This window comes from Enterococcus raffinosus, from assembly GCF_001886185.1.
GTDB classification, from domain to species: domain Bacteria; phylum Bacillota; class Bacilli; order Lactobacillales; family Enterococcaceae; genus Enterococcus_A; species Enterococcus_A raffinosus.
Genome location: NZ_JXLA01000052.1, coordinates 1 through 20,244, shown reverse-complemented (window position 1 = coordinate 20,244; position 20,244 = coordinate 1). Strand labels below are relative to the sequence as shown.

Sequence of the window (20,244 nt, the reverse complement as noted above, 5' to 3'; positions counted from 1 at the left end):
TCTTCACCAACACTCATTGACGAAGAGCCCCAAAAGTTTGTTCATCACAACTTTTGGACACCCTAAGAAGCCTTCTCTTTTCAATATTCACATGATTCTTCTTACTTCATTAAAAACGCTACTTGTATAGGCAGAGCAACTGATGACTCCCCTTGCTGTTTAAGCTTCAACTATTTTTTTCTTGATTCCTTCAAAATCGTTCTCCACAACCTCGTTTCCTGACACCCATACAACCTTCGCATCTTTTGCTCGTTCTGCGTAAAGTGCTCTATTTGATCTAGGGATAACGATGACATCTGCCTGTGGGAGTTCTTCTGAAAAATCATCACTGATAAATTCAACCGTCCAATCGGGCGCTAGTATTTGTCTTATCCCTCTTTGAAATTTAAAGGGATGCCTCAACGCAATCATTCCATTAGGCGAGCCAACAGTTTGCTGACGGTTATTAAATGACCATATCCAAATGACTTTTCTACTCATTCGCTTCAGTCCTTTTTTGTTTTGCTAAAAAATACTGGCAAAAAAACAGACCTCATTCATTAAATCTCACAATTAAACTTCTTCTTTTACAAAGAGCCCACGATCGATCATACCGTCCATCAGAAAGTAAAATTTTTCTTGAACCATTTCTTGCTTCGAATCTTTAAAGATATCTACTGCTTTTAAGCCATTTGCCGTTGTTACCGACATTTTCATCGTATGGATATCTTTTGATACCGTAATTTTTAGTTTGAAGCCTTCTTTGCTTTGTGGTGTTGCCTGTAGAGGACGAACCAATTGGAAGTTACCAGAACTTGTTTCTGTAAAGCCATTGTCTCGCAGTGTATAGCGTTTAGCCGTTGGTGCTAACGCGTATTGATATTTTGATCCCTTAATCGTCGCTTTTTCAGTAAATGCCATTTACTCACCTCATCGTTTTTTTCTTTCACTCTTAATTATAAAGATAAGCATGAGCCATTTCAATCTACTTTGTTAGTTCTTGTAAACTCGCAACGAGCTGTTCAGCAAAATAGTCCACTTGCTCCATGGTATTTCCGTAGCCAAAGCTTACACGTAGTGATTCCCTTACTTCCTGAGCGTTCTTTCCATACATGGCTTCTAATACATGGGAAGGATCGATCGTTCCTGCTGTACAAGCAGAACCAGTTGAGACGGCAATGCCTCGTAAATCCAGCTTCATCAACAACAAATCATTGATAATTCCCTTGAAACGAAGATTCAGTACATGAGGCAGCTTGTTGCTCAAATCGCCATTCACCTGATAGTCGACCCCTGCTTGATCCAAGGTAGTTAAAATCTTATGAGTGAATTGATCATACAGCGCGCGACGTTTTTCTCGTTCCTCTTCAGTCAGTAATTCAACCGCCTTAGCCATACCGCAAATCCCGGCCAAGTTTTCCGTTCCCGCACGACGTTTCTCCTCTTGTTCGCCGCCTCGAAGCAATGGGGGTAACTTGGCATCGTCACTTTTGTACAAGAAGCCAACTCCCTTTGGCCCATTGATCTTATGGGCGGAAATACTCAAAAAATCAATCCCTAATTCATGAGGACGAATGAATTGATTGCCATAAGCTTGAACCGCATCCGTATGGAAATACGCCGGATGCTCCTTCAACCGTTCTCCGATTTCTTTGATAGGCATCAAATTCCCGATCTCATTATTGCCATACATAATGGAAACTAAGATCGTATCTGGCCGCAAACTGGCGTCAAAATCGGCTAAGGAGATGTTGCCTTTGCGATCTACTGGCAAATAGGTCACGTCAAACCCTTGCGTCTCTAAATACTTCATCGTATTAATTACCGCAGGATGTTCAATCTGAGTAGTGATCAAATGCCGTCCTTCTGCTTGTCGGCCAAAAGCAGTCTCTAAAATAGCCGTGTTATCTCCTTCTGTTCCGCCGCTGTTAAAGATGATCTCATGATATTTCACACCGAGACTCTTGCCGATCACCTCTCGCGCCATTTCCAATTTTCCGGCAGCCTGTCGGCCAAAAGAATGAACACTTGATGGATTACCAAAAGTATCCGCCATGATTTCTGTCATCGTCGCGATGACTTCTGGATGCATAGGGCTTGTCGCCGCATGATCTAAATATATATTTTCCACAAACTTTTAAACCTCTCTTCATAGTCAGTGCTTCGACAAAAAAAGGGCTTAATGCCCTTTTATTCGAAATCTTTTTGTTCCATCGTAAACAATGGGCTGACTGATTCATTTTGATGGATACGTTTGACTGCTTCTCCCATCAGCACAGAACAACTAATAATGGATAATTTTTCTGGATGGCGTTCTGGATCAGTCAAGACAGAATCTGTAATGCAGATGTCCTTGATGTCCGCGGCATCTAAATTCTCTTTTGCTGGAGGTGATAGTAGTCCATGAGAGGCACAGGCAACCACTTCTTTAGCGCCAGCTTTCTTCAATGTTTTTGACGCATTGGAGAAAACCTCCCCTGTATTCAGGATATCATCCACCATGATACAGCAGCGACCTTCGACATCACCGATAACGTAACCAGATTCAGGATTCCCCTCTTCTGCAACATCCACAATCGCGATAGCAGTATCCAAATACTCCGCTAGACTGCGGGCACGCTGAACACCACTATTTTTTGGAGAAACAACAACATAATCATCCCCAACCATTCCACGGCGACGATAATAATGCGCGAACAATGGCATCGTAAACAAATTATCAACTGGAATATCAAAGAATCCTTGGACCTGCACAGTGTGTAAATCAAGAGTCAAGACTCTTGTTGCCCCTGCGTCTGAAAGTAAATTCGCAATCAATTTTGCTGTGATCGGCTCATGCGGCTTTGCTGTACGATCCTGTCTAGCATACCCATAGTAAGGCAAGACAACATTGATTGTTTTCGCACTTGCTCGTTTTAACGCATCGATCATGATCAATAATTCTAAATAATAATCATTCACCGGCTCATTGGTTGATTGGATCAAATAAACATCGAATCCGCGAACTGTCTCTTCCAAATTAATAGCGATCTCTCCATCACTAAACTGCTTGACAGTACTTTTCCCTAATGGCACGCCACAGACATCGGCGATTTTTTCAGCCAATGGTTTATTTCCATTTAAGCTAAAAATTTTAAACTTTTCATTACTTTCTTCTGACATGGTGTCCCTCCAAGTATTTTTGTACCACCAGTTTAACATATTTTGAGTTATTTGATGTAGATTTTACTTTTTGTTTAGGCGGATAAAAGCGATGCTTTGAAAAATTTGATCTGAAATCTTTAATGAAATCCGCGATCAGCCTCTTTGTGCCACCAAAGATATCGTGCCGTTTCCCCATTCAGCAGGAATTACCGCAGCACTTTTACCCCAATTGTCGTGGATTTTATAAAATTTTTGTCCGTCTGAGGTTTCCATGAATCCGTGAACAACCACCCAATGATTTTTATAGCTGCTGCCAAACAATTGCAAGAGTCCGATCATCACAGGCTCTCCCTTCAAAATGCGTTTGGTCACACGCTGCCAAGACCCCGCCACTGTTCCGCGAGCACGATAAGAAATTCGATAGCGGCGAAAAAAGCGATTTAAGCCTAAAGAAATCTGAAGCGGTACAGTTGGAAAATCGATCGGCTGCAACAAAGGCTGCAGCGCTTGAATCAGCGCTTCGTTTTGTTCGTTCTCTTTTTTTCTTAACCCATTCGGCAAAATACGGTCATCTATTTGATCTTGCCAATAGGCTAACAGAACACTACTGGCATAAGTTCCGCATAAAAAACCGCGCGGTGTTTTCCAATCACGGTAGGGTTCAAAGCTGTTTAGCTCTATCCATTGATCCATTGGATAATTCATTTTTGCCACCTCCGAATCATTTTCTTTTGTGTATCTTCTTAAGTTATATCATAATGGATAGTAGCTGAAAGAACTAGAGAAAAAGGATGGAGGAATCTATTTTGAACAAAGCATTAATCAAAGAAGATCTATATGAAGCGGTTAATGGCGAATGGATCAAGGAAGCGACGATCCCAGCAGACAAACCAGCAACCGGCGGGTTCCAGGACCTTGTAGATGGCATTGATGAGCTATTAATGGCAGATACCAAAAAAATGAGTGAGGACGCTTCACTCATTCCCAATGATTTGATGAAAGAATACATTGCCTATTATCGACTAGCCAATGATTATCAAAAACGGGATCAAGATGGCGCAGCACCTATGCTTCCTTTATTGAAACGCGTGGAAGATGTAAAGGACCTTACGGAGATCGAACAGCAATTAACCAGTTGGGTGCTGGACGGACTGCCTTTACCCTTTGGCGTTGACGTAGATGCGGATATGAAAAATACAAAAATCAATGCTTTATTTGCTGGTGCTCCTAGCTTGATCTTACCGGATAAAACTTATTACGAGGCGGAGCACCCACAAGCGCCACAATTGCTGGCAGTCTTTAAAGAAATGACAATGAAGCTTTTTGAACTTGCAGGCTATGAAACAGCTGTCGCAGAACAAATCACCGATGAAGCCCTGCAATACGACAAATTGTTGGCTCCTCACGTAAAAAGTGCAGAGGAAAATGCCGACTACAGTAAAATGTACAATCCTGAAAGCGGCGACGCCTTCATTAAGCATAGCCAGCATTTAGATTTGAAGAAGCTATTGACTGGATTGGTCGGTGAGGTTCCCGAAAAAATCATCGTGACTGAACCTGCTTATTTTGACAAGCTAGATGAATTAGTGAATCCAACCACCTTCCAACAGATGAAAAGCTGGATGTTAGTGATGACCATCAATGCTTTAACCGCTTATCTCAGCGAGGAGTTTCGTCAAGTCGGCGGCATCTACAGCCGCACACTTTCTGGTGCCCCTGAAGCCCGTTCACAAGAAAAAGCGGCGTTCTATTTGGCTTCCGGCCGCTTCGACCAAATCGTCGGCGACTACTACGGAAAGAAATACTTCGGCGAACAGGCAAAAAAAGACGTGGAACAAATGGTTCAACGAATGGTCGGCATTTATCAAGAGCGTCTAAACCATAATACTTGGTTAAGTCAGGCAACTCGTGAAAAAGCCATCGTTAAGTTAGGTACATTAGGTATCCATGTTGGATATCCAGAAAAGATCCCATCAATCTATACACAATTTAAAGTAACACCAGCAGAAAAAGGCGGCACTCTTTTAGATAATGCGCTGCACTTCAGTCATCTTAAACGGAAAGAAGACTATGCTAAATGGAATCAACCTGTTGAACGGGATGAATGGGAAATGAGTGCAGATACAGTGAATGCTTATTACCACCCATTCCGCAATATCATTGTTTTTCCAGCAGCGATTCTTCAAGCGCCATTTTACAGTCTAGAGCAATCCAGCAGTGAAAATTTCGGAGGCATCGGTGCGGTAATTGCTCACGAAATCTCTCACGCCTTTGACAACAATGGCTCACTCTTTGACGAATATGGGAACTTAAACAATTGGTGGACAGAAGAAGATCAGCAACACTTCCAGGAACTAGCTGATCAAATGATCGCTGAATTTGACGGTCTAGAAATTGCCGGTGGAAAAGTAAATGGCAAGCTGACGGTCTCAGAAAACATCGCCGATGCGGGTGGCTTGAGCTGTGCACTTGAAGCTGCTAAAAAGGACAAAGACGTTGACCTTGAAGGCTTCTTTATTAATTGGGCAACCATTTGGCGCATGAAGGCGCGCCAAGAATACACACAACTACTTTTATCAATTGATGTGCATGCGCCAAATAAATTACGGGCCAACGTTCAAGTGAAGAACTTGGCAGATTTTTACCAAACCTTTGATATCCAACCAACAGATGCGATGTATTTAGCACCAGAAAAACGGGTAAGTATTTGGTAATCTCTTTTACTTAAAACAATAAGTTCGAAGAAAGCACTCCCTGTTTTCTTCGAACTTTTTTAGTTATGGAGATTAGCAATTGATTATATTTCCTGAGATCTCTCGTTGTGATATCAAGTTAAATCAACTGCAAGTATTTCTTTAAACCGTATAAAAAAAGAACCCTGACAAATGTTGTCAAGGCTCTGGCGATGTATTAAGCTTTTGGTTTCTTTGAATCAATAGCATATTGACGGCGACCGCCTGGTTTCGGTACAAGATCGCCGATCATATTCCCGAAGCCACCTTCCACACGTAATTCGTGGCCGTTCGTATAATCTGAACGTTTGCTGGCTAGGTAAAGCACCGCATTCGCAATATCTTGTACTTCACCGATGCGGCGGTTGGCAGTCATTCTTCTTCTGCCTTCTTCTACTTCCGCGTCTTCATAGAATTTCGTTGATAATGGTGTTTTTACGAAGCATGGCAATACACAGTTGCTGCGTACACCATATTGTCCCCATTCACCGGCGATCATCTTAGACAGCATGTTCACACCCGCTTTACTTGGGCTGTATGCGCCTGAGTAAGTTTCCGGTGCAATCGAAGCGATCGTAGAAATGTGGACCATCCGACCAGATTGCTGCTCGATCATCACACGACCAATTCGTTGTGAAACTAAGAAATACCCATTCAAGTTCACATCAATTGTACGCTTCCATTCATCCAACGCTAAGTCCTCTAATGGACTGAAGGTCAAGATAGCTGCTGTTTGAACCAACACATCAATTCTTCCAAAATCTTCTTTTACCGTTTTCGCTAATGCGTCTACTTGCTCTTCAACTGTTGAATTGCAGGCATAGCCTTTCGCCTGAACGCCATATTTTTTGGCTAACTCTTTCGCATAGCTTTCTGTCGCTTCTTCATTTAAGTCGACTAAAGCTAAGTTTGCCTTTTGCTCCGCGAAGTCATTCGCGATTTTGCGCCCCATTCCACCTAAAGCTCCCGTGATTACGACCACGTCGCCTGCTAAATCTAACCATGATTTTTCCATTATTTCCGCTCCTTAAAGGTTTTCTTTCTTTAAATATACTGAATCCTATCAATGGATACTAATTCTTTTTTTCAATCAATCTATAGCCTCGTTCAATCAATCATCAGCAATTGCTTTGCCAGCTCCTGACTGTAATCAGGAGCGACTGGATAAAGCAAAAGTACATTTAATAAAATTGGCGAAAAGTTCAAATCCAATAACTCTTTTGCAAAGCTTGTCGCCGCGATTTCACTCAAGGAATGTACACGTGCCTGACGTTTAAATGGCCCTGTTTGATAGGTCAACTGCTTTTGCGTCGTATAGGATTCCTGTTGATTTTCCAGATAATGATAGAGCTCGTGGGCTAATAAAATCTCCTTCACTTTCTTCTGACCCTGTAGAAATTCCTGTTGGGCTAAAAAAAGGACTTCTGCTTCTTTTAACAGGCTTTGATTGATTCGAATTCGATTAGGCAATTGAAACTCTGCCAATACAAAACGAAAGTTTTCCGCCTTCAAGTCTTCAGTAAAGTATTCAACCTGAATTGTGTTTTTCTGACAATATTTCCACAAATCCTCTTCAGCAAAATCTTGTGCCGTCCTTTTTCCACAGTCAATGGCTTGATGCAGCATTTCGGAGCGTTTGACTTCAGGAATTTTTTTATAAAGATGATCTTGTGAAAGTAAAAAATGCCCGATCTGCTCATCTCTTAACTGCGACAACTGTTTCATCTGATCCTCCATAAGTCAAACCTCCATCAACCTTTTAAGTGTAGCGATTCGCCGCAATGATCATCATTTCCTCAGCGCCAACGATTTCACTCATTTCAATCTCCATCAGCATCGTCAACTGTGTAAAGTCGGTGCTGGAAAAATCTAATAGCCGTGGTCCCACACAGAAATAGAAATCTGGACGGATAATCAAATCACTCTGATAATTTGCCATACTTTCCCACAAATAGGTCACCTGTTCAAAGTAATTTTGAATAGACGTTTTTACTACCTCCGCATGCTCACGCTGTACTCGAATAAAGCCTTTCTTGTCAATTACCCGAACACCATTCCCTTTTTTGGAATTGGCGCCATAAACGTAAAAATGATCGGTAGAATCAAGCAGTTGAACCTCTTCAGCCGGCAAACGAAAATCCTGTACAGCAATCTCGCGTGCCTCTGTCTCAGTGGCAACTGATTGGACTTCCGTCGCCTGTGCCGCTGTTGAACCCGAAGCCCTGGCGGTAATTTTTTGTGTTTGCGGATCGATCTCGATATGAACTTCGACACTATCCTCTGTCGCCCCACTCTCGATTGCCATATCTGTAACCTCTTGCTTGATTGCTTGAATATCCTGCTTCGTAGGATTTGGTACGATTCGTTCAACCACGTCTTGTACAGCAGCCAACGCGACACCAATCGAAGAGATCACCTCAGCATTTTCAGGAATCTTATAGTTCAATTCCATTCGCTCTGCAGCGAATTTGATCAATGCAGCGACACCGCCACCTACACCTACTAAGGTCATTTGATTTTTTTCTAGCTGATACTTTTTGGCTAATGAGCGGATCACTGGCTCAATCTTTTCCACCGCCTTCGACAAAATCTGTCGCGCGACATCCTCCACCGTGGTATTCAAATAGTCCGCTAAAGGAGTCATGGCTTTTCTAGCAGAAGCAACATTCCCGTAAGAAAAATCTTCCTCCGTAACATAGCCTAAAACATTTGCTGCGCAGGAATTAGTGATCGTGATACATTTTCCACTCGCCAATCTTATCGCTACATAGTCCGCTGGATCCCCCTCTTTTGGTGAATAGAGCTCCAGCTTTGGATCAACAATTTCTTCTTCTGGTGTGTATACGGCATATTCTAATCCGGCAATGTGCGCACTTCGCGGACCAACGTCCTTGACACCGCTCTTGTTCACCCGGATCATACTTCCCCCTGCGACACCTAATACGCGCACGTCCAATGAATTCACGTAAGTTTTGTGACCAGATATTTCTGAATAATCAATCACCGGACGTCCATTTTTGATAACACCTAGATTGGTAGAGGTGCCTCCCACCTCAAAGTAGATACCGTTGGAGGTGCGCAAGTACATCAGAGCCCCCATGACACTAGCAGCGGGACCTGACAGCATCGTTAATACCGGACGTTTCTTCATTTCAACAACATCCATTAGCCCGCCATCCCCTCGCATGATCATTAAGGGAACATCCACACCAGAAGAGCGAACACTTTCTTCAGTAGAATTAGCCGTCTCCAGCATTTTTGGCAGAATTGATGCATTGATCGTTGCTGTACGTGTCCTTCGAGATAGACCATAGAGCTTGGTCATTTCTGAAGCTAAGGTGACTGGAATCCCTTTCTTCCTACCTACCTCAGCGATCTGTTCTTCTAAACATAAGTCATCCACGCCAAAAGCTGCAGATGCAACCAAAACATCCATGCCATCAGCCAATAACTCGTCAATGATGGTTGAAATCTTCTCTTCCTTTAATTCATTTTGAGTAACAAAACGTGAGGAGATATGAATACTTCGCCCTGTTCCTAAATCAATGTCCTTTAAATTGGATTGAATCCGTGCTAACCAGCCTTCTATTCCAGGTTTCGCCGTACTGATAATGCCGATTTTTGCGACGTCTCCCTCTAGTAAAGCATTCGTTGCCTGCGTGGTACTATGTGCCACAAATACAACTTCTTCAGGATCAATATTGTAATCCTTTAAACATTTTAAGAAGGAATTGACCACGCCTTCTGCTACGCCCTTCTCATTATCATGGGTAGTTTTAACAGAAGATTTTCCAATGATTTCCTGCGTATCATTATTAATTGCTACCGCCTTTGTATGGGTGCCGCCTACGTCAATCCCTATTCGAACTCTTCGTTTCATTCAGAGATTCCCCTTCTTTCATTCATTTATACTGGATTATTTAGCAAGAAGTTCGCAATTTCCAAGATCAGCGCGACAATAATCCCAGGGACAAATGTCACCTTCATATAATCGATCGCGTTGATTCGGTTGAAGCTCAATCCCCATGCATTCCAAGAAATCGTAATATCAAAATGCGCCATGCCGATCAATACAGAGGCAAATAGCGGATAGAGAAATGTTGTTGGATAATTCGTCGTTTGACTCACCACCGCCAACAAAGCCGCACCAGATCCAATTAAAGATAGCGGTCCCTTAAACCACGTTAATGGCGCTAAAATACCAAACAGAATACATAATGCTAAGGGGGCCGTTGGAATGATGCCGCCGATGATTTTCTCAAAGTATGGTGCCGCAAAAAAGGCTGCATCATTAAACATGGCTAAAGTGATCCAAAAGGCAACCAACGAGGAGGTGTCCTTGACCCCTTCTGTAAAAATACGAGAAACCGTTCGACAAATCTCTCTAAAGCCGCCCTTCAGCACACCGCAGACAGCCAAAGCATACAAACTAGCTAAAATAAAGCAAAGAATCACCGGAAGATCCAGCAGAATAACTCCCACTACTGGTAAAAAGGGCGTGATCAGCGAAATCCCTGGTGCGTCCATAATCTTACTTTCTTTCGTCGCCGCCCAAGCATAGGTCAGACTTTCCACTCGCAAATAAATCATCGCCGCTATAGACACCACAACGATCATTACTAGAAATGCCAAAATTCCAAACGGAAAATAATCGCTATATGAGTATTCGGCGCCGCCGTTTGAATTCAAAAAGAAAGCAGAATATTGCGCGAAATTAATTGGATTCAAAAACAAGCCAGCTGCCACCGAACCAGTAAATGAAAAGAACGCGATAACCTTCGGAATCCCAATTGAAAACAAGATCGGCAGAATAATTACCGCAATCGCGATAACGGAGCCTGCTCCAGTCATCGAAGTAAAAATAAAACCTGTAATTAAGTTCACAATCGCTAAAATGATTGCTGGATTATCTCCACCTAATTCCACACTCTTTCGAATGATCGTAGAAGCTATTCCAGTATCCAATAATATTCGGCCAAAAAAAGCACCCAAGAAAATGTTCATTAGTGACGCCCCATATTTTTCGGGCGCCGTTTGATAGACCGTCTTCAGCATGTCCGTGATTGTCATGCCGGCAAATACCTCGTTAGGTGAAATCAAATTTCCAATGATTGGCAGCACGGTCCAAATGGTCGCCATAATGAAAAAGCCGACCATCAAGTTGTGTCCTTTTATACAAAATATAACCATTCCTACAAAGGAACAGATTAACAATATCCCAATTAAAATATCCATGGGTACCTCCTTTAAACCCTGAGTCTCTGTTTCCATAGTTGAATATTGAAAAATATTTCACATGATACTTCATAATATGAAAACAAGGAGGAGACTGATTCTTAAAAATCAGCCTTTCCTCCGAAAGTATTATTCAATTCCTGCTAATCCTTCAGCTTCTCAAAAGCACTGTAACCAAAAATCTTCTTGTGCTGTAGGACTAAGTAACTCATCATAACGATTGAGATGACCCCAAACATTAGCAACAAGCCCATCATGATATATACCGCTTGTCCTTCACCTGCCGATTTTGTCATATACGCAACAAAATATGGTAAAGCGACACTGGCGATACTCATCCAAGTATAATAGATCCCGGTATTTCTACCTTTTCTCCCTGGTGAGAACATTTGACGAACGCTAAGTCCTGCCTGTAAAGCACCACCCGCAGCGAAGAATCCTAAGCAAGCGATACTGATATAGATCACCGTAATATTATGAATAAGCAACACAGCAACCAAAGGAATCGTTGTAAAGATTGCATCGATGAACAATACCTTCACCGGATTCCATCTTAATTTACCCATCATAAAGGCCCAGAAAAGAACAGCGATAATGGAACCAATCGTATAAACAGACGTCAAGCTCGCTGCCTGCATTTCTGTCATACCGACATTACTCAAACCATATGCCTTCGTGTATTGCTGGCCGCCGTACATAATGAACATGCAGACAAAACCGTAAAACATCGTTGTAAAATTAACCAGCTTGTTGGGTTGAACCAGCATCTTCGCTTTTGCTTCATCAATTTCTTTTTGAACCAAATCTTCTGAAGACTCTAATGCTTCCTCTACGGAAGAATCACTTTTCGCTTTTTTACTAGCCTTCATATCATCATCATAAGCAAATGGACAAAGAATCGACATAATCACACAAATAAGTGCCAATACTCCCGGTACGATGATACTCATAGAGTTTTGTCCAGCTTCTGCAAAACGAACAACCATTAATGGGAAGATTACCCCAGCGATGGAGACAAATAATTTAATTCCTAATAGTGCTGAAGCCGCATATTTAGGTGTCGCTTCTTGTGCTGCCGGATACAACGCCGCATCCCACATACCAGAGTTTGCGATCCCAACAATGAATGCCGCAACATAGGCGATATACACGTTAGTTGACAATAATAAAACGACGAAGAACAGAAGATATAGCACAGATCCGCCGACAGCCAACACTTTACGACCAACCTTGTCTGAAATTTCTCCACCGATCCAAACAGAGATCAGCTTCCCGAAACCTGTAAACGTGATCGCCATTGAAACAGCCGCCGCCCCAGCGGTAGCATCTGTATATCCCCATTTGTCAAAAAAGTATGAGGCATTTTGACTCAGGCTTAGTGTTTGCATTCCGTGAGTAAAATAGGCCAAATATACAAAAATCAGTGACGGTAAATACTTCTTTCTCATATGATAATTACTCCTACTCGTTTATTTAGCTCCAACGTTTATTTTTCTTTTGTTGGAAGAGGTTGTCCGGTGAAAATTTCAAATGCAGCTTTTCCTTGCCCTAACAGCATGCCTTCTCCAGTCACCGTGTCACAGCCCTTTTCCCTAGCATCTTTAATCAACTGTGTTACTGGAGGATTGTATACCGCATCCGCCACCACTAATTTTTCATGAAGCATACTCGTATCACTTATTGGTGTTCTCGTTGACCCTTCGCCCATTCCAACAGTCGTACCATTCACTAAAACGTCTGCTTCAGCGATTTTTTGTTTCAATAATTCCGCATCTCCTAAGTCATGGATGGCAACCGCTAAATCTGGATAGAACTTCTTGATTCGTTCAACGGTTTCTTCACCCTTTACAAAGAAATCATCTTTGATGTTGAAGATATCAATAGCTGCCGCTTCTTCAATCGCTAATTGAACTTGGATCGCTGTTGCCGCACCACCAGTTCCTAAAACGATGAATTTCTTTCCTTTAGGATCAACATTATTCGCCTTCAGATTATCGACAAAGCCGATTCCATCCGTGATATGGCCTGTTAATTTGCCATCCTTATTCTGAAAGGTATTAATCGCACCGACCATCTGAGCCGCAGGGGATAACTCATCCATATATTTCGCTGCTTCGCCCTTACAAGGCATCGTCACGTTGCCCCCAGGCATATTGAAGGTACGAACAGATTGAATCGCTTGTTCTACTTCATCTATTTGCACATCAAACGCAAGATAAACAGCATCAATGCCTAATTGTTCAAACCCATAATTGTACATCGCTGGTGATCCTGAGTGACCTACCGGACTACCGATCAATCCATATAATTGTGTTTTACCTGAAACGCCTTCTAACATATTTTACCCACCCTTTTCTAGTCTTCTAGTAGTTCTGGCCAAGCCTGTTTGATTACATCAATACTTGTGTCATAGTTCATTTGAGCCGCCTTTTCATAGCCTAAACTCAAGATCGGATCAGAGATTACTTCGGTACCAACCACCCGAGGCTTGATGCCGTGTTCTTTGATGGCTTTCAAGAAGCCAACGGTATCTCCCCAGCCTGTTCCCGGGCAAAGACGGTCATGCATGGATTCATCACGTAAAATCGTATCTGGGTAGCGGCGTTCCAGCACGTCACAGATTTGAACGGATACGACTTTTTCCGCCGGAACATCTTTCAAATCTTCTGCTAATGTTTCCGCCCGTGCCCAATGCCACGTATCTAAGATCAGCATGCCGTTATCACAACCCGCACCTTTAACGATATTCCAAGCACTCGCTAAGTCGGGTACACCGCTGTATGGCATGAATTCTAAGCCGATCACTAATTCCTTCGCCCGTGCACACAATTCCTTGAAGGCTTGGATATGAACTTCCGCTGGATATTTTTCCATCAAGCCGCAGTTGATATGACCTACGCCAAACAAACGAGCCATATGATAAACGGTCTGTTCTTTAAATTGCTGCAATAGCGTTTCTGGTGTTTCTTGCGTTTTATTTGGATCCGCCCATAAGGTGATGTACTCTACTTCCGTTACCTTCATGTCGTTTTCTTCTAAAATTTCTAACATGCGTTCGTCAGAATAGCCTTGCTTGATAGCCAACATATACGTTTCAGCACGAAGACCAATGCCATCAAAGCCTGCTGCTTTCGCAATTTTCACCCGTTCTTCAAAGTCAATTTCCATACCTAAAGTATACGAGCTGATCGTTAATGGTACTTTTTTCATTTCTTATTCTCCTCCTAAATCGTCTCTCAGTTATTCAAAAGTTATTTCTTTCACATGCTAGGCTGCAGTCCCTTAATGTATGAAAGCTTTTTTGACGTGAAAACTATAGGGTTCATAATGTATCTGCTTTCACAATCAAATCTTGCATTCATTTTAACGTGAGAATTTTCAAAATTCTAATTGGTTTTTCTCGAAGAACCTATAGGTAAAACATATAGGTTTTGCTATACTTATAGAAAAGCTTTATAAAGTCGAGAAACGAGCAGGAGTGAGGCAGATGAATTTACAACATTTGAAATACTTTGATGTATTGGCCAGAGAGCAGCATTATACCCGTTCCAGTAAAATACTGAATGTTACACAGCCAAGCTTGAGCAATGCGATCGCCTCTTTAGAAGATGAGCTGGGCATCACCTTGTTCGAGAAAAAAGGCCGGAATGTCGTATTAACAAAACCAGGAAAAATCTTTCAAGATTACATCGCCCGTACTTTGGGTACGCTGGATGACGGGATAGAAACAGTGACAAAAATCAGTAAAGGCAGCGGCTTTATCAGCTTTGCTTTCCTGCCCGTTTTAGGAACGACTTTTGTACCAAAGCTTGTTCGAGGCTTTCATGACGCAAATCCTGATAAAGAGATTCTTTTTGATTTTCACACTTCCTCTGGGGTAACAAGAGAAATCGTGGATGGCATCAAAACGATGCACTACGATATTGGCATCGCCTCCTACCTACCCGACGAACCTAGCGTAGAATTTCTACCCATCGCTAGCCAAGAATTAGTCGTTATCGCGCCCCTTGATCACCCATTGGCGCAGTTTGACAATATTTATTTGGAGCAAACACAGCCCTATGAGCAGATCGGCTTCAGCAAAAGCAGCGGCCTGAGGAATGTGATTGATGAAATATTCAAAAAAAATAATTGCAGCTACAATATCGTATATGAGGTGACCGTTGACCAGGTTATTGCCGGTCTTGTCAGTCAAGGGTTTGGGATCGCTGTTGTGCCAAATATGTCCATCTTGAAGCACCTGCCGTTGAAAACGATTCACCTAAAAAATGTGATACAGGATCGTTCCTTTTATCTAGTTACGAACAAAGAAGCCTATCTAACACCAGCGGTCATTAGTTTCAAAGAATTTGTCTTGGCGCATTCGGATCCAAAAGAGATCGTTTATTAAAAAACAAACTTGAAATCGACAAAGTGGAATTCATGATGTTCACTCCTCATTATATTAATCATTTTTTCTAATTTTCTGGACCATACTAGTCTTCAACGTATTGCCCATTCAAAGAAGCAGGACGTTCTTCTCGTCCTGCTTCTTTAAATTAACGACTATGGGCTCTTTTCTTTGAACGGATCAATGAGTGGATAGTCACTTCATTGCAGTCGTCAGCCATAATTTCTGTAAATCGGCGAACCCCGTCTTTCTCAAAAATTGTCAGCTTTGTCAGCATCTCAAATAATATATAGAGCTCCGCCCCTGACTTGCTGATATCGGCATGTTTGAAGGTCACCATATGCTTCTTGCCATTCGCATCAGCAAAATATGCCTTATAACAAAAATCGTAATTCTCCTTATCAGCAAAAGCAGCAGCTCTCTGTTCTTCTGGATAGTTCTGTGTCGCATAGCTCAAGATTTCATCAAATTTGTCATAAGTCGGTGCCGCAGCCGCGCGAAAACACTTTGTTTCAGGACGAATCCTTCGTGTCCATTCCGAAAACTCCGCACGATTCTTAAACAGTCGATTTCGTACGATCTCCCATTCACTGTATTCAAAGTAGTCGTAGAAATACAAACAAAAATCGCGCTTTGTATTGTTGGGCTTACCTTCTAAAAAGATTTTGCAGATCAGGTCTTTGCAAATAAAGGAGTAGTCATCCATCACCATCGCATTTCTCACTAGAAGAACCAACCCATATTCGATCACTACATCTTCATTTTTTGTTTCGTTGTAGTACTGTTGAATCCTCTTTTCTAAAGAATCTCGATTCATTTGAAGCAGTTGTCTTTCCTGTAAAGGCTGCACGTTTTTCCCCTCTTTCTAATACTATTGTTTTTTCTAGCTTATAGGTCTCCCACAACTGTTTTGCAGTCGGGAAACACGACCTCCGCAAACTTTCGAATCCCATCTCTTTCAAAGATTGTCAGCTTTGTCAGAATCGTTAGCAGTGCCTTTAACTTCTTAGTCGACATGCTAATATCGGCGTTTTGAAATTTTTGTTTATGCTTTTTCCCCTGTGCATCCTTAAAAACGGTTTCGAAATAGTAGTCGCAGCTTTCTTTCGCTTGATGGGTATGACTCCCATCACCGTAATAACGCTCAAAAAGCCAATCCCGTGCTTTATCCGTAGGCGCAGATGCCGCTCGAACACACGTCGTTTCGGGACGAATCAAGCGTGTATATTCCGAAAATTCCGCTCTATTCTTGAACAATCTCGCTCTTACAAGCTCCCATTCACGGTAATCAAAGAAATCATAGAAATACAAGCAATAATCTCGTAATTTATCACTTGGTTCACTTGTTAAGAAAATTTCCTTGATCAACTCTTGACAGACAAATGAATAATCATCCATCGTAATCGCGTTAAAGACTAGAACCGCCAGATTATATTCCAGTACAGCATCTGTATCATGGGTTTCTTCATAGTATTGCTGTATCCGTTTTTCCAAGTTCTCCCGCTTCATTCGAAACAGCTGCCTTTCATTCAACGGCTTTACAGACATATTCAGACCTCTTTTCTCTATAGCTTAGTTATAGTTCTATCATACCTCTAAAATAAGCCGAAAATTACCCAAAATTAATAGTGAAAAAAAAGTTTTTCCGATAATTGAAAGTTACGCTTGAAAAGATTGTTTCCTTTTTCATTCTGTGCTAGTATTTCTTCGGGGGAACTCTCCCAAAAATAAATCAGAGTAGAAAATAAAGCGTTAAGTGCTGGAGGGATGGGATGTTGCCTTCTGGACGAAAGACTTGGTCTGCGGTTTTATTTTCGCATTCGCTGCATGAAGATGTAGCAGCTCTATAAGGAGATGCTAGAAATGAAGAAACACCTCGATGCTAGAAGCATCACAACGATGGCGCTATTGATCGCCATGATGGTCACTTTGTCTCGGATACTAGGAATCGAGACGCAATTTTTAAAAGTCAGCTTTACCTTTATCCCGCAAATTATCATGGGAATGCTCTTCGGTCCATTTTGGACGGGGATCGGTGCGGTTATCGCTGATTTTATCGGTATGTCACTTTTTGCAAAGGCACCCTTTTTCATTGGTTTTACCATCAATGCCTTTCTAGAAGGAGCAATCTACGGGTACTTCTTCTATAAGAAAGAAATTACTTGGAAAAATTCGATTCAAGCGGTGCTAGTTACGACGATTGTGATCAACTTGATCCTAACTCCACTTTGGCTGGCAATGATGTACCATGTGCCATTGAACAGCTGGGTAATTTGGGCACCACGTTTGATCAAAACCGTGATTTGGATTCCGATCCAAGCCATCATCACCTATTTCTTAGGGGGCGTATTGCCCTACAAGCAATGGATCGCACGCTTCAATCGCGCACACTAATTTTATAGAAAAGATTACGTTTGTTTGAAAGTAGTTCTTTCTTTCACATCGTAAATTCCTTTAGAGGCTGTCTTATCCCATAGACAGCCTCTTTTTTTTGACATTCACGATTTTCACATTATAAGTAGGGTAAGAGCAGCTTTTTTAGAAAGAAGAAAGTAGACCTGTTCGATCAGTACAGCGTGATGCAAACCGCACGTGAACAAAATTTTTTCATTTCTTATGAGGTTTCTGTGTTATTTTTCTCAAGCATAATTATCGCTATTGACTTTGGAAAGCGCTATGCTAGGTCAAATTTAATAAGAAAGCTGGGAGAAAAATGAAAAATTCTGATGTTTTGATTGTCCCTAAGGACCGTTCACTATACTTTTTCCCTGCCATCTCAGAAATGAGTGTTTGTTCAGGGAAAGAATTACTTGCAGCAAGCAACGAGACATTACGTCACTACTTGAAAAACTTTCAATTGATCATATTTTTAGATTTCGGCTTTGAACCAGAAATGGCGGCACGAATCCGCCCCTTCACAAAAGCCAAGATCGTTCTATTCTTCTGGAATCACTTCAAATTAGAGCATTATCGAAAATTGAACGACGCACAAAAAGAACCCGCGATCGATGAGATCTACCATTTCGATCCATTAGAAGCCCGAGATCTAGGGCTAAAACATAACAGCTCCTTTTACACAAAATCAGTCGGTGAGTCCGTGCATAAGACTGAATACGATATTTTCTTTGGCGCCAATGATAATGGCCGCAAGCAGCAGGCGATGGAACTAAAGAGCCGTTTCGAATCCCTTGGCCTATCCACCCACTATCATATACTGCCAAAACGCGGCAACGAGCAAGAAGGCTACTTGCCCTATAACGACTATTTGCAGCTAGTTAAACGCAGTAAAGGCATCCTTGAAATCCTACGTGCTGGACAATACGGAGTGACTCTGCGAACATTCGAGTCCTTATTTTTACAGAAGAAACTTGTTACAGCGAATGCGATGCTGCCATTTTATCGCCTATACGATCCAAGAAATGTCTTCATGATCGAACCAGATCTAAGTAAACTGACGGCATTCTTGAATATCCCTTATCATCCAGCCGATCAAGAAATCCTTGATTTCTTCGAAGCTAAGAATTGGGTCAAACGCTTCGTTGATTACGATCCGACACTTTTTGAGGAGTTCGAGTATTACCCAGAACTGATGGCGCATGAGAGTGCGTTGTAAAGAAATACAAGCAGACAAAACTTTAAATTAAGAGTTTTGTCTGCTTTTTTTCATTTGCTTATTGATACGGAGAATATTCCTATTTTCTTCAACTCCGATCATACTGCTGGACAGCTTAAATTGATTTAAATTTCTAAAAATATTAACGATCTTCAATCTAGTAACAAGCTTATTTCTATTAATAATTTTTCTTTAACAGTCATCCATAGTACGATTTTTACTCAATTATTATAAGTTTCAAGCATTCGGATTCATAACTAACAAATCATTTGTAGTATTCTTGATAAACCTAGTGTATTTGGAGTTTAGTTATGAGCCATTTTTTGTGTTATCTTCAAATTTATGATTCAAGGTTCATAAATCAATGAATAATGCTTAATTCTACAATTTACATTCTTTCGACAGTGCAAGTCAAAGGGCAACTTCGATGCTTCCCCCACAACTTCGATCATATGAAACGGTCTTTCAACATTTCCAAGACTTAAACATTCGAAATTGAAGGTTTCGATTCGAAATTGCGGTTCGCATTTTTTTTGCAAATCCTTTATCTTGTAGTCACCGGCCGGAACAAAAAAACATGGAGGAATGAACATGATCCAAAAACTAAGCACCAAACTACAAGTCCACTTATCTGTCCCAGGAGTGGAAAAATTAAAGAAAGTCACTTTTTCAAACGTTGTGGAAAACCCTGAGGAAGCAGAAATCATCCAATTAGGGGAAATCATGACGGAATTAGACCAAGACGACACCTTGTTAGATGGCGTGATCATCACCAGCCAATCTCGCGTGACAAAAAATTAGAAGGAAACTAGATGAAAAAACTTGTATCGATCTTTAAAACCAGCGGCGGTCGCTCTCAAACTTGGAGCTATCCAAACCCAGGAGAAGGCAAAGCGCCAGAGGATATCCGCAGTATCTTAGAAAAAATGACGTTGTTACATTTATTCAATAAAGATGGCGAAAAACTGTATAACGAAGTCGTTAGCGCCAAGTACGTCGAAACGGTCGAAACAATCATTTTTTAATCAATGAATTTGAGGAGGCGCGGCTTAGCCGCCTTCCTCTACTAAACAAAAAGGAGGGCATCATCCCATGAATGAACAAACACTTTCGTACCGTCAATTGTTCCATTTGAAATCAACAACCTTAGA

Annotated in this window: 20 protein-coding genes and 1 riboswitch; of the genes, 6 read left to right on the top strand and 14 right to left on the bottom strand. The window is 41.6% G+C overall.

Translation table 11 applies throughout. From position 1 onward, the window contains the following. Positions 1 to 159 precede the first annotated feature (159 nt). The 5 genes from RV13_RS18625 to RV13_RS18605 form a co-directional block, all read right to left on the bottom strand. Positions 160 to 480 carry a hypothetical protein gene (locus RV13_RS18625; protein WP_010746602.1) on the bottom strand — a complete coding sequence of 107 codons (321 nt, stop codon included), beginning with the start codon at positions 478 to 480 and terminating at the stop codon, positions 160 to 162. A gap of 72 nt (positions 481 to 552) precedes the next feature. Beyond that, complete coding sequence (locus RV13_RS18620; protein ID WP_010746603.1) at positions 553 to 900, bottom strand: DUF1831 domain-containing protein; 348 nt, start codon at positions 898 to 900, stop codon at positions 553 to 555. A 64-nt stretch (positions 901 to 964) separates the two neighbouring features. Then, positions 965 to 2,110, bottom strand: coding sequence for a cysteine desulfurase family protein (locus RV13_RS18615; RefSeq protein WP_010746604.1), 1,146 nt, complete (start codon positions 2,108 to 2,110; stop codon positions 965 to 967). Positions 2,111 to 2,169: 59 nt separating this feature from the next. Next, positions 2,170 to 3,141 (bottom strand): ribose-phosphate diphosphokinase, encoded by a 972-nt coding sequence (locus RV13_RS18610; protein WP_010746605.1) that lies wholly within the window; start codon positions 3,139 to 3,141, stop codon positions 2,170 to 2,172. A 135-nt stretch (positions 3,142 to 3,276) separates the two neighbouring features. Further along, positions 3,277 to 3,828, bottom strand: a complete 552-nt coding sequence (locus tag RV13_RS18605; RefSeq protein WP_010746606.1) for a hypothetical protein — start codon at positions 3,826 to 3,828, stop codon at positions 3,277 to 3,279. Between the two features lie 101 nt (positions 3,829 to 3,929). Between RV13_RS18605 and RV13_RS18600 the strand changes: the two genes are divergently transcribed. Continuing rightward, positions 3,930 to 5,837 carry a M13 family metallopeptidase gene (locus tag RV13_RS18600; protein WP_010746607.1) on the top strand — a complete coding sequence of 636 codons (1,908 nt, stop codon included), beginning with the start codon at positions 3,930 to 3,932 and terminating at the stop codon, positions 5,835 to 5,837. A 196-nt stretch (positions 5,838 to 6,033) separates the two neighbouring features. Here the strand turns inward: RV13_RS18600 and RV13_RS18595 are convergent, their stop codons facing one another. From RV13_RS18595 to RV13_RS18565, 7 genes are all read right to left on the bottom strand, one after another. Beyond that, entirely contained in the window at positions 6,034 to 6,870 is an 837-nt protein-coding gene (locus RV13_RS18595; protein ID WP_010746608.1) for an SDR family NAD(P)-dependent oxidoreductase, read from the bottom strand. 92 nt (positions 6,871 to 6,962) lie between these two features. Then, a complete protein-coding gene (locus tag RV13_RS18590) occupies positions 6,963 to 7,592 on the bottom strand; it encodes a hypothetical protein (RefSeq protein ID WP_010746609.1) in 630 nt (209 codons plus the stop codon). A gap of 22 nt (positions 7,593 to 7,614) precedes the next feature. Then, positions 7,615 to 9,735, bottom strand: coding sequence for a hydantoinase/oxoprolinase family protein (locus RV13_RS18585; RefSeq protein WP_028020739.1), 2,121 nt, complete (start codon positions 9,733 to 9,735; stop codon positions 7,615 to 7,617). A 26-nt stretch (positions 9,736 to 9,761) separates the two neighbouring features. Then, on the bottom strand, positions 9,762 to 11,090 hold the full coding sequence (locus RV13_RS18580) for a hypothetical protein (RefSeq protein ID WP_010746611.1): 1,329 nt from the start codon (positions 11,088 to 11,090) through the stop codon (positions 9,762 to 9,764). A gap of 143 nt (positions 11,091 to 11,233) precedes the next feature. Then, positions 11,234 to 12,538, bottom strand: coding sequence for an MFS transporter (locus RV13_RS18575; protein WP_010746612.1), 1,305 nt, complete (start codon positions 12,536 to 12,538; stop codon positions 11,234 to 11,236). Positions 12,539 to 12,576: 38 nt separating this feature from the next. After that, positions 12,577 to 13,428, bottom strand: a complete 852-nt coding sequence (locus RV13_RS18570) for a shikimate 5-dehydrogenase (RefSeq protein WP_010746613.1) — start codon at positions 13,426 to 13,428, stop codon at positions 12,577 to 12,579. 17 nt (positions 13,429 to 13,445) lie between these two features. Next, complete coding sequence (locus RV13_RS18565) at positions 13,446 to 14,300, bottom strand: sugar phosphate isomerase/epimerase family protein (protein WP_010746614.1); 855 nt, start codon at positions 14,298 to 14,300, stop codon at positions 13,446 to 13,448. A gap of 277 nt (positions 14,301 to 14,577) precedes the next feature. Between RV13_RS18565 and RV13_RS18560 the strand changes: the two genes are divergently transcribed. Then, positions 14,578 to 15,480: a LysR family transcriptional regulator gene (locus tag RV13_RS18560; protein ID WP_010746615.1), complete on the top strand. Its 903-nt coding sequence runs from the start codon at positions 14,578 to 14,580 to the stop codon at positions 15,478 to 15,480. Positions 15,481 to 15,628: 148 nt separating this feature from the next. Here RV13_RS18560 and RV13_RS18555 read toward each other — a convergent pair whose 3' ends face one another. Continuing rightward, on the bottom strand, positions 15,629 to 16,330 hold the full coding sequence (locus tag RV13_RS18555) for a hypothetical protein (protein ID WP_010746616.1): 702 nt from the start codon (positions 16,328 to 16,330) through the stop codon (positions 15,629 to 15,631). 38 nt (positions 16,331 to 16,368) lie between these two features. After that, entirely contained in the window at positions 16,369 to 17,028 is a 660-nt protein-coding gene (locus tag RV13_RS18550; RefSeq protein ID WP_010746617.1) for a hypothetical protein, read from the bottom strand. 183 nt (positions 17,029 to 17,211) lie between these two features. Beyond that, positions 17,212 to 17,308: riboswitch (THF riboswitch) on the top strand. 35 nt (positions 17,309 to 17,343) lie between these two features. Here RV13_RS18550 and RV13_RS18545 point away from each other — a divergent pair. From RV13_RS18545 to RV13_RS18525, 4 genes are all read left to right on the top strand, one after another. Then, positions 17,344 to 17,874: a folate family ECF transporter S component gene (locus tag RV13_RS18545; protein WP_010746618.1), complete on the top strand. Its 531-nt coding sequence runs from the start codon at positions 17,344 to 17,346 to the stop codon at positions 17,872 to 17,874. Between the two features lie 319 nt (positions 17,875 to 18,193). Beyond that, the gene (locus RV13_RS18540) at positions 18,194 to 19,093 is read left to right on the top strand and encodes a WaaS/CpsH family glycosyltransferase (RefSeq protein ID WP_010746619.1); all 900 of its coding nucleotides are present in this window, start codon (positions 18,194 to 18,196) and stop codon (positions 19,091 to 19,093) included. A 591-nt stretch (positions 19,094 to 19,684) separates the two neighbouring features. Next, a complete protein-coding gene (locus tag RV13_RS18530) occupies positions 19,685 to 19,894 on the top strand; it encodes an SH3 domain-containing protein (RefSeq protein WP_010746620.1) in 210 nt (69 codons plus the stop codon). An 11-nt stretch (positions 19,895 to 19,905) separates the two neighbouring features. Beyond that, entirely contained in the window at positions 19,906 to 20,118 is a 213-nt protein-coding gene (locus RV13_RS18525; protein ID WP_010746621.1) for a DUF2922 domain-containing protein, read from the top strand. The last annotated feature ends 126 nt before the right edge of the window (positions 20,119 to 20,244 follow it).